Annotated in this window: 13 protein-coding genes and 1 riboswitch; of the genes, 11 read left to right on the forward strand and 2 right to left on the reverse strand. The window is 33.5% G+C overall.

Translation table 11 applies throughout. From position 1 onward, the window contains the following. Positions 1-146 precede the first annotated feature (146 nt). The gene (locus tag ACFVR2_RS24455; RefSeq protein WP_387367987.1) at positions 147-614 is read left to right on the forward strand and encodes a DinB family protein; all 468 of its coding nucleotides are present in this window, start codon (positions 147-149) and stop codon (positions 612-614) included. A 226-nt stretch (positions 615-840) separates the two neighbouring features. Next, complete coding sequence (locus tag ACFVR2_RS24460) at positions 841-1,497, forward strand: VC0807 family protein (protein ID WP_056476087.1); 657 nt, start codon at positions 841-843, stop codon at positions 1,495-1,497. 75 nt (positions 1,498-1,572) lie between these two features. On the opposite strand, the gene ACFVR2_RS24465 is transcribed toward ACFVR2_RS24460, so the two are convergent. Further along, the gene (locus ACFVR2_RS24465; RefSeq protein ID WP_387367992.1) at positions 1,573-2,511 is read right to left on the reverse strand and encodes a cation diffusion facilitator family transporter; all 939 of its coding nucleotides are present in this window, start codon (positions 2,509-2,511) and stop codon (positions 1,573-1,575) included. Between the two features lie 307 nt (positions 2,512-2,818). Beyond that, positions 2,819-2,992, forward strand: a riboswitch (Lysine riboswitch). 134 nt (positions 2,993-3,126) lie between these two features. Here ACFVR2_RS24465 and lysA point away from each other — a divergent pair. Next, positions 3,127-4,446 (forward strand): diaminopimelate decarboxylase, encoded by a 1,320-nt coding sequence (gene lysA, locus ACFVR2_RS24470; protein WP_387367995.1) that lies wholly within the window; start codon positions 3,127-3,129, stop codon positions 4,444-4,446. A gap of 212 nt (positions 4,447-4,658) precedes the next feature. Further along, complete coding sequence (locus ACFVR2_RS24475; RefSeq protein ID WP_387367998.1) at positions 4,659-5,873, forward strand: C40 family peptidase; 1,215 nt, start codon at positions 4,659-4,661, stop codon at positions 5,871-5,873. An 83-nt stretch (positions 5,874-5,956) separates the two neighbouring features. Here ACFVR2_RS24475 and mscL read toward each other — a convergent pair whose 3' ends face one another. Beyond that, the gene (gene mscL, locus ACFVR2_RS24480; RefSeq protein ID WP_387368001.1) at positions 5,957-6,358 is read right to left on the reverse strand and encodes a large conductance mechanosensitive channel protein MscL; all 402 of its coding nucleotides are present in this window, start codon (positions 6,356-6,358) and stop codon (positions 5,957-5,959) included. Between the two features lie 153 nt (positions 6,359-6,511). Between mscL and msrA the strand changes: the two genes are divergently transcribed. From msrA to uvsE, 7 genes are all read left to right on the forward strand, one after another. Continuing rightward, complete coding sequence (msrA, locus tag ACFVR2_RS24485) at positions 6,512-7,459, forward strand: peptide-methionine (S)-S-oxide reductase MsrA (RefSeq protein ID WP_387368004.1); 948 nt, start codon at positions 6,512-6,514, stop codon at positions 7,457-7,459. A 264-nt stretch (positions 7,460-7,723) separates the two neighbouring features. After that, positions 7,724-7,951 carry a hypothetical protein gene (locus ACFVR2_RS24490; RefSeq protein WP_387368007.1) on the forward strand — a complete coding sequence of 76 codons (228 nt, stop codon included), beginning with the start codon at positions 7,724-7,726 and terminating at the stop codon, positions 7,949-7,951. Positions 7,952-8,121: 170 nt separating this feature from the next. Then, the gene (locus tag ACFVR2_RS24495; RefSeq protein WP_387368010.1) at positions 8,122-9,393 is read left to right on the forward strand and encodes an MDR family MFS transporter; all 1,272 of its coding nucleotides are present in this window, start codon (positions 8,122-8,124) and stop codon (positions 9,391-9,393) included. Between the two features lie 231 nt (positions 9,394-9,624). Next, positions 9,625-10,725, forward strand: a complete 1,101-nt coding sequence (locus ACFVR2_RS24500) for a D-alanine--D-alanine ligase (protein ID WP_387368043.1) — start codon at positions 9,625-9,627, stop codon at positions 10,723-10,725. A gap of 80 nt (positions 10,726-10,805) precedes the next feature. Continuing rightward, entirely contained in the window at positions 10,806-12,191 is a 1,386-nt protein-coding gene (locus ACFVR2_RS24505) for a UDP-N-acetylmuramoyl-tripeptide--D-alanyl-D-alanine ligase (protein ID WP_387368013.1), read from the forward strand. Positions 12,192-12,609: 418 nt separating this feature from the next. Beyond that, positions 12,610-14,166 (forward strand): degradosome RNA helicase CshA, encoded by a 1,557-nt coding sequence (gene cshA, locus ACFVR2_RS24510; protein WP_387368017.1) that lies wholly within the window; start codon positions 12,610-12,612, stop codon positions 14,164-14,166. Between the two features lie 125 nt (positions 14,167-14,291). After that, positions 14,292-15,257: a UV DNA damage repair endonuclease UvsE gene (gene uvsE, locus ACFVR2_RS24515; RefSeq protein ID WP_387368046.1), complete on the forward strand. Its 966-nt coding sequence runs from the start codon at positions 14,292-14,294 to the stop codon at positions 15,255-15,257. Positions 15,258-15,282 lie beyond the last annotated feature (25 nt).

The raw sequence follows: 15,282 nt of genomic DNA on the forward strand, positions 1-15,282 counted from the left end.
CTGGAGGGAGTCTCATCTATTGGGGCTTCTTTTTTGTTTCTCAAAAAAGCTTATCTGTGTATAGAGAGATAACATCTTTTTTATGAAAAATCTCCCTCATTCATGATACGATAGTATTAATAATGACATTATTTGGAGGGATCAAGATGGCAGATGCTATTTTTGAACAACTTAGGTTTACAAGGGTTTATACTTTGAAAGTTCTTAGTTCTGTTTCAAAAGAAGTTGTAGATGTAGTACCAGCAGGATTCAATAATAATATTCTTTGGAATGCCGGTCATATAGTAGGTGCATATGAGCAATTACTTTATGCTAACACTGGTGATGCTGGCCAACTTTCAAAGGAATTCATTGATTTTTTCAAGGGTGGGACTAAACCAAGTGACTGGCAAGAGGAGCCACCATCATATGAGGAAATTATTACATTATTGGAACAACAAGTTGAACAAGTTATTTCTACATATGAAGGACGTTTAGATGAAATCATTCCAAAAGAGATTAAGCTAGGTAGTTTTGAAATTAAGACTGTTCGAGACATGATTAGCTTTAACATTTTCCATGAAGGGCTACATGCCGGATTAATAAATGGTTTAAAAAAATCACTTGGCCAATAGAGTTATTTTTTTACTTTTGCCCACACACTAAATCTAGGAGTTTATGCTCTTAGATTTTTTTGTTATAATCATGTTTAACAATTTGTTAGTTTGAAAGTTTGAAAATTGTGTTAATTCAAAATAAAATTTGGCTTTTTCTAATTGATTTTTGTTTTTAGTAACATTGATCATACTATTAAATAGCAACGATTATGACGAAAACAGCCTAAAAAACGAGGTTATATAAATGAAGAAAGAAAGTAATTTAATTATTTACGATCTAATTTTGTATTTAGTATTTCCGCTTGTTTTATATAAAGTATTACAACACTATTTTAGTGACTATTGGGCGATGCTCTTACCGACGGTTCCTGGGATCTTATATACTTTATTTCGTTTTTGGTATACTAAACAGTTTAATGTTACTGGTATTTTTATTATCTCAACATTAACTGTTAGTACTGCCGTTGATTTAATGGCATTAGGTTCTGCAAAAAACTTAATTTTGTACAATGTGTATTATCACTTTGGGGTTGTAGTGGTATTTTTAATTTTAATGGCTATGAGAAAGCCATTACCATATTATTTTATGATTGATATCGCTGCAATACAGGGGCAAGATCGTGAAGAAAGTAAAAAATTATATAAACATCCTTCACTATTTAAAGTGTTTCAGTACTTGTTTGTCGCATGGATTATTAAAGATATACTATTTGCTATTGCACAATGGTGGATGGTTGATACGTATGGATTAAAAGCATATTACTCACGTACAATTATCTTTACAGTTGGTGGATATGTTTTTGGCATAATTATGGCGATTGGCTATGCAATGGTTACGATGAGAGCTCAAAAATTAAAAGGAGACGACTCAGAGCAACCTTCCGATGAAATTATTATTTAGTAAAAGTCCTTAAATAGAAAGAACCCCACAAAGTATAAAAAATCCTTGTGGGGTTTTTTAATTTCTGGTTTCAAATTATCCTTTTAATGAATTGCCTACTCCTTGTAATTCCTGCTCTTCTCTAGATGAAGCATTTAAGAAATCAATTTTTTGTATTCTTTCATTTTCTGGTTCGACATGAATTAATATTTTAGGATCTACTAAAACCTTTTTTATTTCATCTTCTATTTTGTCACATAGTAAATGGGCTTCTTCAATGCTTAAGTATGATGGTAATACTAAATGAAAATCTATATGCTCCTCTGCACCCGAACGTCTCGTGCGTAAGTCATGGTATTCGATAAATTGGGATTTAAAAGAATTTAATACATTTTCGATTTGTTTTAATTCATCTGTAGAAAGTCCAGTGTCTAGTAGGGGGGTAAACGACTTACGTCCAAGTTCGATTGATTCCTTCATTATATAAATTGCGATTCCAATTCCAATCAATGCATCTAGAAATTCCCAACCAGTAAGACTAACTAAAATTAAACTTACTGCAACTCCGAGTGATGAATAAACGTCTGTTAATAAATGCAAAGCGTTTGATTGCATTGCAACAGAATGAGTTTCATTTCCTACTTTTTGAACGATTTTTCCTACTCTCCAATTGATTAACGCTCCAATTAACATGACCACTACACCGATTATTGGCATTTTAATTGGGGTAGGATGAAGTAGCTTTTCAACAGATTCAATGATAATCCAAATACCAGCTACAAATATTAAGATTGTTTCGACTGTACCTGAAATATTTTCAAACTTACCATGACCATAAGGATGTTCCTTATCGGGCGGTCTGTTTGAAATCCTTACAGAGAAAAATGCAATGACTGAAGCAACTAAGTCCAATAAAGAATGAATTGCTTCAGAGATAATTGCTACGGAACCAGTAAAAATCCCGACAATTAATTTTAATAAAACGATGAATGTGTTGCTACATATTGAAAGTACTGCTATTTTGCTTGAACGCAATCTATTCACCCCTGTCCAATTTTTTCTACTTAAGTTAAGAGTTTTGTAATAAGGCAACAAAAAAGAAAAACCACTAACAGTTTGTTAGTGGTTTGTTTTTTTTAGATTTAATTTATATTTATTTAAATGATTTTTCATTTTTGAATCACCTTTTCTCTCGCATAAAACATATTCTATATTATAGATATTATTTTGAAAAGGAAAAGCTGTGTGTATGAAGTGAATATAAATCGACAATATTATTCAAAAATGGTTTGACATCTATTTTTAGACTGTGTTATACATAGACTAATATAAAAAAAAACAGTCTATTCGTAGAGGTTGCATTGTATATGAGTATCATTTTAGAGAACTGTGGGTTCTATGACGAAATGAGAAAGGATCCTATGCCGAAGAAATAAATTGCCACACATTTTATTTCTGGGACTACATTTAATAAATGTAGTACTGTCACATGTGTTTGTGAAGAGCTATTGAAGAGATGTGATTGGCTAAGTCCTTTTTTAAAAGCGATAGGCACATGAACATATCCTTCATGTGTCTTTTTTAATACACTAATACATTGAAGGAAGCTTCTTAGAATGATCTTACATTTGATTTGAAGGGAGAATACGAATGTATTTACATGGTAATAGTCGAATTAATAATGAAGGACATTTAGAAATCGGAGGTTGTGATACTGTAGATTTAGTAAAAAATTACGGTACACCTCTATACATTTATGACGAAGCATTAATTGAATCAAAATGTAGGGAATTCCACGAAGCTTTAAGAGAAACGGGAATGAAATATCAGGTTGCTTACGCGAGTAAAGCGTTCCTATGTGTTGAACAAGCCCGCTTAATCGAAAGAGAAGGTCTATGTCTAGACGTTGTTTCTGGTGGAGAGTTATATACAGCTTTGCAAGCAGGTTATCCAGCTGAGAAAATTCATTTTCACGGAAACAACAAAACAATTGAAGAAATTGAAGAAGCTTTAAATGCAAAAATCGGTTGTTTTGTAGTCGATAATTTCTTTGAACTAGAAGTCTTACAGGCCTTAGCTGAACAACGTAATGAAGAAGTATCAATCTTATTACGTGTTACGCCAGGCGTTGAAGCACATACACATGAATATGTAATGACGGGCCAAGAAGACTCTAAATTCGGATTCGATATTATGTCTGGTCAAGCTAATGAAGCAGTTGAAGTTTCATTAAATTCAAATAACCTAAAATTATTAGGAGTACATTCACATATAGGATCTCAAATTTTCGAACCAGACGGATTTGTTCATGCAATCAATGTATTAATGAGTTTTTTAAATGGACTTAAAAACGATTTAGGCTTTACAGCTGAAATATTAAATGTAGGTGGAGGCTTCGGTATTCGCTATACTTCAGAAGATGAGCCTTTAGCTGTTGCTATTCATATAGAAAAAATTACTACTATTATTAAACAGCAATGTGAAGAGCTAGACTACAAATTACCAGAATTATGGTTAGAACCTGGACGTAGTATTGTAGGTGAAGCTGGAACAACACTTTATACGATTGGCTCAACAAAAACTCTTCCTTCAATTCGTAAATATGTATCTGTTGATGGGGGAATGACTGATAATATTCGTCCTGCATTATACGGATCAAAATACGAAGCGATGCTTGCAAATCGAGCAAATGATGAGAATAAAGAAGTTGTATCGATTGCTGGTAAATGCTGTGAAAGTGGCGATATGCTAATTTGGGATTGTAACTTACCTGTTGTACAAAACAATGATCTATTAGCCGTATCTTGCACTGGTGCTTATGGCTATTCAATGGCTAATAATTATAACCGTATCCGTCGCCCAGCAGTAGTCTTTGTTAAAGGTGGTGTTTCAAGAGAAGTAGTTCGTCGCGAAACATATGAAGATTTAGTTCGAAATGACAGAGTTTACATCGAAAACTCTCGTAGATAGATAATTAACGTTTTTGTGTTATTTGTATCAATACTGACACTTCTATATAATATAGAAGTGTTTTATTTCGTTTCCTTTAATAAAAGATGATAATTTATCGACATATAAAGACATATTTATCATTTATATTACAATATTGTAACAATTGCGACTCTCTTCGGGAATCTATGGTATAAATATTTACGTAGATTAGCGAGAGGAGAAACGCTGAAATGTTAAGAAAAAAACTAGCAGTGCTGGCGATGGCAAGTACAATAGTATTATCATTAGCGCCAAATGCTTCAGTATTAGCTGATAGCAAAGTTGAAAAAAAGCAAGCTGAAGTAGATAAGTTCCAATCACAATTTAAAGAATTAAGCAACGAGATAGAGAAAATAGATCAACAAATTAAAACAACTAAGCAAAACATAGAAGGAAAAAAAGCAGAAATTTCTGAAACAGAAGAAATTATTAAAGATAAAAAAGCAAGAATTACATATTTACAAGACAGAATTCAAAAACGTAACGATTTATTAGAGGATCGTTTAGTTGCAATGCAAAAGCAACCAAAAGTTAATCTAGTAACAGACGTTTTATTTAATTCGGACTCAATCGTAGATTTCTTTAATCGAGTAAACTCAATTTCAACACTTTTTGATGCTGATGAAAATATCATTAAAGAACAAAAGTCTGAACAAGCAGAAGTAGTAAAAGAAAAACTACTTGTCGATGAGAAGAAAGAATCTTTAGTAACAGCTAAAGAAGATTTAGTTGCTCAACAAAGTGAACTTTCAAAATCACAAGCTGAAAAACAAAAATCATTAAATACTGCTGAAGCTAACTTAAAGTTAGCAGTTAAAGAATTAGAGAATGCAAAAGAAGATGAGAGAGTTCAACGTCTTGAGCAACAATCTCTTGAACTAGCTGCTTTATCTAGCGATGATGATGAAGATGACAGCGTTAGCAGCACTCCAGCCGCTAAATCTAGTTCAAATTCAGATTCGAAATCGAATTCAAATTCTAGTTCAAATTCAGATTCAAATTCAGATTCAAAACCTAAATCAGATTCAAATAATGATGGTCCAGCAGCAACTGGAAACTCACTTGTAGATTATGCTTTACAATTCCAAGGTGTACCTTATGTATTTGGTGGAACGTCTCCAAGCGGTTTCGATTGCAGTGGTTTCATCTGGTATGTATATTCACATAATGGATATGGCATCTCACGTGGTAATGTAAAAACATATTGGAGTAATGCAACAAAAATCAGCTCTCCACAACCTGGTGACCTAGTATTCTTACAAAATACTTATATTAATGGTCCTTCACATATGGGTATTTACATTGGTGGAAATAAAATGGTTCATGCTGGAAGTAAAGGTATCAGCGTAATCAGCTTAAGTAATAGCTGGGTTCGTTCTCACTTCTTAGGCTATGGAAAATTCTAATAGTTTATTAACCTCGTATTATAATTAGTATAGTACGAGGTTTTTTATATTGTCTTACGAGAAAATCAAAAAGGTATAAGCTTTTAGCTTATACCTTTTTGATTTGAAACCTGTTCTTTTAGTAAATCACGTATTTCAATTAGTAGAGCTTCTTCTTTAGTAGGAACAACTGGTTTTGCTTCTTCTGCTTCTTTCTTTCTAAATGAAAGTCTATTAATTAATCGAACAAAGAAAAATACTGAGATTGAAATGATAAGGAAGTCGACTACTGTTTGGATGAATGAGCCATATTTAATTTGAGTATCATTGTATGTGTACATTAATTTCTTGAAATCTACACCACCAGAGATCAATCCGATTAGAGGCATCATAATATCTCCAACTAAAGAAGATACGATTTTACCAAACGCACCACCAATAATTACCCCGACTGCTAAATCAAGTACATTTCCTTTTAAAGCAAACTTCTTAAATTCTTCTAACATTTTTTAATTTCCTCCTGTGTAATGATCGTATAAGTTTACATACAAATCTTAATTCTTTCAAGTTAGCAATTGGTCTTTTTAAGCAAAAATATTTATATCGGCTATTAGATATGGTAAATATAATTAATGACAATTTTTAGGAGGAGTAAAGGTATGGGCACAGAATTGGCTACATTTGCTGGTGGATGTTTTTGGTGTATGGTAAAACCGTTTGATCAACAGGACGGAATTAAAAAAGTTGTGTCTGGCTATACAGGTGGGGAAAAAGAAAACCCAACATATGAAGAAGTATGCACGCATTTAACAGGTCATTATGAAGCTGTTCAAATTACATTTGATCCGGAAGTCTATCCGTATGAAAAATTATTGGATTTATTTTGGCAGCAAATTGACCCAACAGATGTAGGTGGGCAATTTAATGATCGAGGTAGTTCATACAAAACTGCAATTTTTTATCATAATGAAAATCAAAAAGAGCAAGCTTTAGCTTCAAAAGATAAACTAGAGAAAAGTGGCGTTTTCAAGAAATCAATTGTGACAGAAATTTTATCTGCAAAACCATTTTATGAAGCAGAAGAATATCATCAACATTATTATAAAAAGCACCCGATTCGTTACCAGCTTTACTTTAAAGGATCTGGTCGTCAAAAATTTTTAAAGGAATACTGGAAAACGGGCCAAGAGGAGTTAAAGAAAAAACTAACACCAATTCAGTATGCTGTTACTCAAGAAGATGCAACTGAACCACCATTTAGAAATGAGTTCTGGAATCATAAAGAAAAAGGAATTTATGTTGATATCGTATCAGGTCTTCCTTTATTTAGTTCATTAGACAAATTTGATTCAGGCTGTGGATGGCCAAGTTTTACAAAGCCGATTTTAAAAGGTGAAATTGAAGAGAAGAAGGATTATAGCCATGGGATGTTGCGTATTGAAGTCAGAAGTTCTGAAGCTGACTCGCATCTAGGACATGTTTTTGATGATGGACCTGGACCCGAGGGCCTTCGCTACTGCATAAACTCTGCTGCATTACGATTTATTCCATATGAAAAAATGGATGAAGAGGGATTTGGTAATTATAAGAGTATCTTTCTTAAATAGACTCTAAGTTTATTTAACTAAATTGAAATAATTTAAATTTAAACCGAGATGGCTTTCGTCTCGGTTTTTTATTTATCTATTTAGTAAGGGGGAGGTTGTTTATCTAACTCATTAGTTTTAAAATATTGTCCTAAATATTTCCGAAAAAGTTTTCTGAAAATATTTACAATTTCCAAATAAGTGTGTTAATATAAAAGTGTCACAAAGTTGTCACAAATTAGGTATTGCAATTCACAAAAAAGAAGTAACGGGAGGTTAATCATTATGAAGCGCACTGATTCTGAAATCGTTGAAACATATACTCAATATTCTGGTATTGCCTTTTTTATCGGTCTTATTCTTTTTTTACTATATTTCACTGGAAGCGGTTTCTTGCATACGGGCATAAGCTTAACGGTGAGCATAGTATTGATGGGCTCTTGTTCAACCTTATTTCTATTAGGTACTTTTTTGGGATTGATGTTCTCAGTTTCTTCAAAAGAACAAGTTTAAAAGTTTAAAAAAAGAGTGGGTGTTCAGCTGACAAAAAGTCAATCTGAACGCCCTTTTGTTTTGTATAACATATTTGATCGGATACGTGTATAAAGTAATTTGTAACTTGAAATTCTTCCGATACGATTTAAATATGGAAGTTATGATGCACTAGGAGGTGTAGCTTAAGGATGAATTTTTTTAAAAAGTTAAAAGGTATGGATCGTAATGTGTGGGTTCGAGTGATTGGAGAAACGATTACGAGTAGTGCGATGATGATGCTTATGCCATTTTTTGCTCTATACCTAGAAGGAAAAGTTGATTCAATGCTAAAGGTAGGATTTATTATGTCAATTTCACCTATAGCATCTTTATTTGGTTCGATGGCTGGTGGTAGACTCGCCGATTTATATGGTCGAAAACGTATGATGGTTTTTTCGACGCTTGGAACATCACTTATCTTAGTATCCTTTGCTTTAGCAGAAGGCTATACAGCATTTTTAATTTTATCGATTTTACTAGGTATTAGTAACTCGTTTTTTAGCCCAGCAGCTTCTGCAATGGTAGCTGATGTAACTGAACCAGAAGAGAGAACTGAAGCATATGGTTTATTAAGGGTTGGAAGTAATGTAGGAACTGTGATCGGTCCTTTATTAGGAAGTTCAGTTGTTTATTTTTCTAAAGACAGTTTATTTTATATTGCAGCAATCACTTTAGGACTTTATAGTATTGCCCAATTAATTCTATTAAAAGAAACACTTCCTGCAGAAAAGAATAATGAAGGAAGGAATGATGTAACGAAAATACCGTTTAAAAAGGTTATGAAAATCATTGGATCTGATAAATTATTACTTTTTTATGTAGCAACAGGTGTGATTATTTCAATGGGTTTCTCTCAAATTGAGGGAATGCTGCCACTTTATTTTAAACAAACCTTTCAATCACAATTTGGTAAGTGGAATCCTTATCCATTTTTAATGTCACTTAATGGAATGTTAGTTGTTCTTTTGCAATTTCCAATTTCAAGTTATTTATCGAATCGTTCAATTGGAAAAACGATGTTTTATGGAACCATCTTATTTGGCCTAGGTATTTTATCGATCGGCCTTGCACCTCCATTTTTCCTCTCAGTTGGGTTAGGTAAGTGGATGATTCTATTTTTGCTGGCGGTTATCTTCATATATTACACCTTTGGAGAAATGGTGATGTCGCCAGTTCAAATGACATTTGTGGCGAATATTGCACCTGAAGAATTAAGAGCGACCTATATGGCAGTTGGTAGTATGAAATGGACGATTGGTGGATTTCTTGGACCTTTATTAGGTGGATATTTATTTGATTTAAAACTTGGGATTTGGCTTTTTATAATTCTTGGAACAGGAGTTGTACTATCAGGAATAATGTATCGCTCACTTGATGAAAAAGTAGCGATTAGAGATAATCAACAGGGTATAGCGCAATAGTTCTCATGACACTTGCTTTCTTTGATGCTTCGTCAACTAATGTGATGGTTATTACTCTTGTCCACACACTAAGTATAGTTCAAGTAGAGCTATGCTTTTTTTAGTTGTCAAGAAATCACAAAACAGCTATCATTGCATATGTTGTAAAGAAAATAGGTTTCTACCCATAAAAGCTTATACACATTTGTATAAAGTGGTACAATAGGGAGAGCAAAAAATAGTAGGGGGAACATCATGAAGATTAAGTTAGGATTATTATATGGCGGTAAATCTGCTGAACACAAAGTATCATTACAAACAGCTTTTGCCGTTATTTCTGCTTTAGATCACACAAAATTTGATGTGTATCCAATTTATATAACAGAACAAGGCGAATGGTTACAAGGGAAACAAATTGAGGGGAAAGTAGAAAGTGTTGCAGCTTTAAAATTCTCAAATGAAGATCAACATGTAAATGAAATCGCTCCTGTCGCGTTAACTTCATCAATTATTCCTGCATCTTCAAATCAAGATTCAACTGGCCCAGTTGACGTTATTTTCCCATTATTACATGGACCGAATGGTGAAGATGGAACAGTTCAGGGTTTACTTGAACTATTAAATATTCCTTATGTAGGAAATGGTGTATTAGCTTCAGCGGCTGGTATGGATAAAGTGATTATGAAAAACTTGTTTGCTCAAGCTGGAATTCCTCAAGCTAAATATGTACATTTCTTAAAAACAGAGTGGAAAGCAAATGCAGAGTCTTGCTATGAAGTAGTCGAGAAAGAATTAGGCTATCCTGTATTTGTTAAACCTGCAAACTTAGGTTCAAGTGTTGGTATTACGAAGGCTAAGAATCGTGAAGCATTAATGGCTTCATTTGAAGAAGCATTCCAATTTGACCGTAAAATAATTATTGAAGAAAACATTGTTGGACGTGAAATTGAAATTGCTGTATTAGGTAATGATCAAGTTGAATGTTCTGTTGTTGGGGAAATCAAACCATCAGTAGAATTTTATGATTATACTGCAAAATATGAGAGTGGCGATACTGGTCTAATTATCCCAGCTCCTGTAGAAACTGAAACATATGAAAAAATTAAGCATTATGCAGAAGTTGCGTTTAAAGCAATCGATGGCTCAGGCTTAACTCGTGCTGATTTCTTCGTAACAGAAGATGGTGGCGTATTAATGAATGAAGTTAATACAATGCCTGGATTTACTCCGTTCAGTATGTATCCTCAATTATGGCAGGCTACTGGATTAACATATCCAAAATTAATTGAAAAATTAATAGACCTAGCGATCGAACGTTACGAACAAAAACAACAAATTAAATATAATATTTAACAATTGAAAACACTATTCATGGTTGAATAGTGTTTTCATGTGAATAGAAGAAAAATGCTATAGAAGAGGAGTTGGTGACAATGTCAATCGTACGTACTTTATCTCAAATCGTTAATATGATCCCTGGTAGCCAATTAAAAGGTGAAGATTTAACAATCAACGGAGTTTCAACAGACTCTCGTGTAGATTTAAATGGAAAATTATTTATACCGCTGATCGGTGAAAAATTCGATGCACATCAATTTTTACCTCAAGCAATTGAAAATGGTGCTAGCGCAGTACTTTGTTCTAGAAAGTTTTCAGATGTACCAACAGACGACGCGTCTGTCATCTTAGTTGATGATACATTAGAAGCTTTACAAAAGCTGTCTAAATCATATTTAAGTGAGTGGAATGGTAAAATAGTTGGTATAACAGGTAGTAATGGGAAAACATCGACAAAAGATATTTTAACTAGCATTCTTTCAGCAAAATATAAAGTACATAAAACACAAGGGAACTATAATAATCATATTGGACTTCCGTTAACAGTATTAGCGATGGCAGAAGATACAGAGGTTGCTGTCTTAGAAATGGGTATGAGTAATTTTGGAGAAATTGAATTTTTATCTAATTTAGCTGAGCCTGACGCAGCAATAATTACGAACATTGGTGAGTCTCATATGCAAGAACTAGGCTCAAGAGCTGGTATCGCAAAGGCGAAACTTGAAATTGCTAGCGGATTATCAAAAAACGGATTACTTGTCATTAATGGCGATGAACCATTGTTAATTGAAGGAACAAAAGACAAAAACTTAATCTATACAATCGAAACTTTTGGTTTTAGCGAAAGTAATGATGTATATCCAACATTTATTGAAATGAATGAATCTGGTAGTGAATTTGAAATAAATAAAGCTAAGGATGTCCGTTTTAAATTGGGTGTACTAGGCAAACATAATATTAGTAATACCTTAGCAGCTATTGCAGTTGCGAGAAAGTTTTCATTAACATGGGATGAAATTAGTTCTGGTATGCAGAATTTAGAAATGACAAAAATGCGTATGGAACTATTAAAGAATGAAAATGGAATAACAATTATTAATGATGCCTATAATGCAAGTGTTACATCTATGAAAGCGGCTCTTTTATTTGCTTCAGAACTAAAGGGTTATAATCGAAAATTTGTTGTATTTGGCGACATGCTAGAATTAGGTGATCAAGAAATTGCTTTTCATGAAGAAATTGGTGAAGAAGTTGTAAATCTTCATTTTGATTTTCTTTATACGTTTGGACCATTAAGTAAATTTGCAGCAACGTCAGCTTTTGAACAAATGGACTCTTCAAGAGTAAAAAGCTTTGAAGATAAAAATAAGTTAACTGAAGATTTATTACAACAGGTAGGACCAAATGACCTAGTATTAGTTAAAGCTTCTAGGGGAATGAAATTAGAAGAAGTTGTAAATGCATTAGTAAATCAGGGGTAAGCATATAATCAGGAAGGGGAAGGTAGGAGAAATAGGAATAAAAGTTTTCCTTATTCACTTAGTTTTGCTCTTAGCTTATTGTGTGTAAAAATATACGAAGTGAAAACTTTATACAAGTTATTTAACAAATGAAAACTGTTCGTAATATAAGGGATGAAGATGGCTATAAATATGATCTTATGGCGAATTTAACTATAATTTAAGGGTAAAATATAGTTTGGAAACCAAATTGTTAGAATATAACTTCATTTGCTTTTTAGATAGAATGTCCGTATAATGGGTAGATATTGTTTCCTTTTCATGAAACTTCGGACTATTGTTTTCCACTAAAAACGAACCTTCCATATGAAACAGTCACGAAACATATAATTTTTTAAATTTTTATAGATCAATTGAGATACAAAGGAGATTAACTAAATTGACAACATTTCAAGAATTAGGATTAAGTAGTAAAATCCTGTTTGCGATTGAAAAATTAGGCTTCGAGGAAGCTACACCAATTCAAGCGCAGACTATTCCATTAGCAAAACAAGGCCATGATGTAATTGGTCAAGCGCAAACTGGTACTGGTAAAACAGCCGCTTTTGGTATTCCATTACTAGAAAAAATTGATGTAGATAGTAACAATGTCCAAGGACTTGTTATCGCTCCTACACGAGAACTAGCTATTCAAGTTGGCGAAGAATTACACAAAATCGGTATGAATAAAGGTGTAAAAATCCTTCCGATATACGGTGGACAAGATATTAATCGTCAAATGCGTTCTTTAAAAAAATTCCCACATATTATTGTAGGAACTCCTGGTCGTATTCAAGACCATATTAACCGTCGTACAATTCGCCTAAACAATGTAAATACAGTTGTATTAGATGAAGCGGATGAAATGTTAAACATGGGATTCATTGAAGACATTGAAGCGATCTTAAAAGAAGTTCCAGAAAACAAACAAACACTTCTTTTCTCTGCAACTATGCCTGACCCAATTCGTCGCATTGCAGAAACTTTCATGACAAATCCACAAATCGTAAAAGTACAAGCAAAAGAAGTTACAATGCCTAACATTGAACAACATTTTATTGAAGTTCAAGAAAAGAAAAAATTTGACGTTCTTACACGTTTATTAGATATTCAAACACCAGAATTAGCTATTATTTTTGGTCGTACAAAACGTCGTGTTGATGAATTATCAGAAGCATTAAACTTACGTGGATATGCTGCAGAAGGTATTCATGGTGATTTATCACAAGCGAAACGTGAGCAAGTACTTCGTAAATTTAAAGCTGGTTCAATTGATGTTTTAGTTGCAACTGATGTAGCAGCTCGTGGATTAGATATTTCTGGAGTTACACATGTATACAACTTTGATATTCCACAAGATCCTGAAAGCTATGTTCATCGTATTGGACGTACTGGTCGTGCTGGAAAATCAGGTATAGCGATGTTATTTATTACTCCTCGTGAGTTTAATCAATTAAAAAATATCGAACGTACAACTAAGCGTCGTATGGAACGTATGACTGCACCTACATTAGACGAAGCAATTGAAAGTCAACAACGTATCATTGCAGAAAAATTAACTTCGACTATGGAAAGTGATAATTTAGCGTTCTACAAACGTATTGCAGAAGAATTACTTGAAGAGCATGATTCTGTAAGTGTTGTAGCTGCAGCTTTAAAAATGTTAACAAAAGAGCCAAATGAAACACCAATTCGTTTAACTGACGAGCCACCAATGGTCAAACGTGACCGTGGCGGACGCGGAGGAAACGGTGGAAACGGTGGCGGCGGTGGATACCGTCGTGGCGAAAATAGACGTGGCGGTGGAGATGGACGTCGTAGCGATAATCGTCGTGGAGATGGACGTCGTGGAGACCGTGATAACCGCGGCGGAGGAAACTTCCGTGGCAAACGTAACGAAGGTTCTCGTGATAACAACCGTGGTGGACAACGCAAACCACAAGACAGCAGTAAATAAGTAACTAGTTAAGGTACATGGTTAAATCCATGTACCTTTTTTGTTTATAATATTATTTTCTCGTAATGTGTGAATTTGGACAGATTCCATACACTAACTAAAAACATATGAGAGTTGGAATGATAATGTTAGTAAGACTTGGATATGTCGCAATGAGTATGAATTTACAAAACGCCTCGCCATCAAAGACAATGACGGTTGCTCAGTTTTTAAAACAAAAGGATAAAGATGCGGCTATTCGTAAGCTAGAGCAAATTGCTAATACTAATATAAATAACTGTCTAAGACTACTAAAGCACAACAAAGCACATGATATATCTTTTTTTCGCCTGAGTAGTAAATTAATCCCTTTAGCAAATCATGAAGAAGTAGCAGATTGGAATTATATAAAGCCATTAAAGGAAAGTTTACTTGAGTTAGGTAAATTTGCAATTGCGAATGAAATGAGGATCGATTTTCATCCGGATCATTTCGTTATCTTGAACTCAACTGATGAAGAGTTATTAAAAACATCAGTAAAAACCTTGAAAATGCATTATCAGCTATTAAAAGCGATGAAGATTAATACAGAACAACGATGTGTATTACATATTGGCGGAGGGTATGATGATAAGGAAAAATCACTGGAACAATTAATAGAGAATTTCAGCCTTGTTCCTGCGCAAATTCAAAAAATGCTAATGTTTGAAAATGATGATACTACCTTTACGTTTGATGAAACATTATTTGCCTGTGAAAAATTAGGAGTACCGCTTGTATTTGACTATCATCATCATCTAGTTAATCACACAAATGAAGATTGGGTTAAAAATTGGAGTTATGCAGTCGATACATGGAAAGCTTCGAGTTTGCCCATGAAAATGCATATATCAAGTCCAAGAGATGAGAAAGACATACGTGCTCATGCTGATTTTGTGGACCCTAACATGTTTATTACATTTTTAAATGAAATTTATGGCTCGGTTAGGCAAATTGATTGTATGATTGAAGCAAAACAAAAAGATAATGCATTATTTCAATTAATGGATGATATGAAAATTCATCCGTCTATTGAAATTATTAATGATTCAAGTTTTTATTTTAAACCGTAGTACTCGAAAGTTAGGGTGAGGAAAT

Source organism: Gottfriedia sp. NPDC057991 (assembly GCF_042886615.1).
Lineage (GTDB): Bacteria > Bacillota > Bacilli > Bacillales > Bacillaceae_G > Gottfriedia.

Bases quoted from the DNA above. Each gene is read 5' to 3' on its own strand.
- msrA (WP_387368004.1), top strand. From the start codon at position 6,512: ATGGGCACAGAATTGGCTACATTTGCTGGTGGATGTTTTTGGTGTATG.
- ACFVR2_RS24475 (WP_387367998.1), top strand. From the start codon at position 4,659: ATGTTAAGAAAAAAACTAGCAGTGCTGGCGATGGCAAGTACAATAGTA.
- ACFVR2_RS24460 (WP_056476087.1), top strand. From the start codon at position 841: ATGAAGAAAGAAAGTAATTTAATTATTTACGATCTAATTTTGTATTTA.
- lysA (WP_387367995.1), top strand. From the start codon at position 3,127: ATGTATTTACATGGTAATAGTCGAATTAATAATGAAGGACATTTAGAA.
- mscL (WP_387368001.1), bottom strand. From the start codon at position 6,358: ATGTTAGAAGAATTTAAGAAGTTTGCTTTAAAAGGAAATGTACTTGAT.
- ACFVR2_RS24505 (WP_387368013.1), top strand. From the start codon at position 10,806: ATGTCAATCGTACGTACTTTATCTCAAATCGTTAATATGATCCCTGGT.
- ACFVR2_RS24490 (WP_387368007.1), top strand. From the start codon at position 7,724: ATGAAGCGCACTGATTCTGAAATCGTTGAAACATATACTCAATATTCT.
- ACFVR2_RS24495 (WP_387368010.1), top strand. From the start codon at position 8,122: ATGAATTTTTTTAAAAAGTTAAAAGGTATGGATCGTAATGTGTGGGTT.
- ACFVR2_RS24455 (WP_387367987.1), top strand. From the start codon at position 147: ATGGCAGATGCTATTTTTGAACAACTTAGGTTTACAAGGGTTTATACT.
- uvsE (WP_387368046.1), top strand. From the start codon at position 14,292: ATGTTAGTAAGACTTGGATATGTCGCAATGAGTATGAATTTACAAAAC.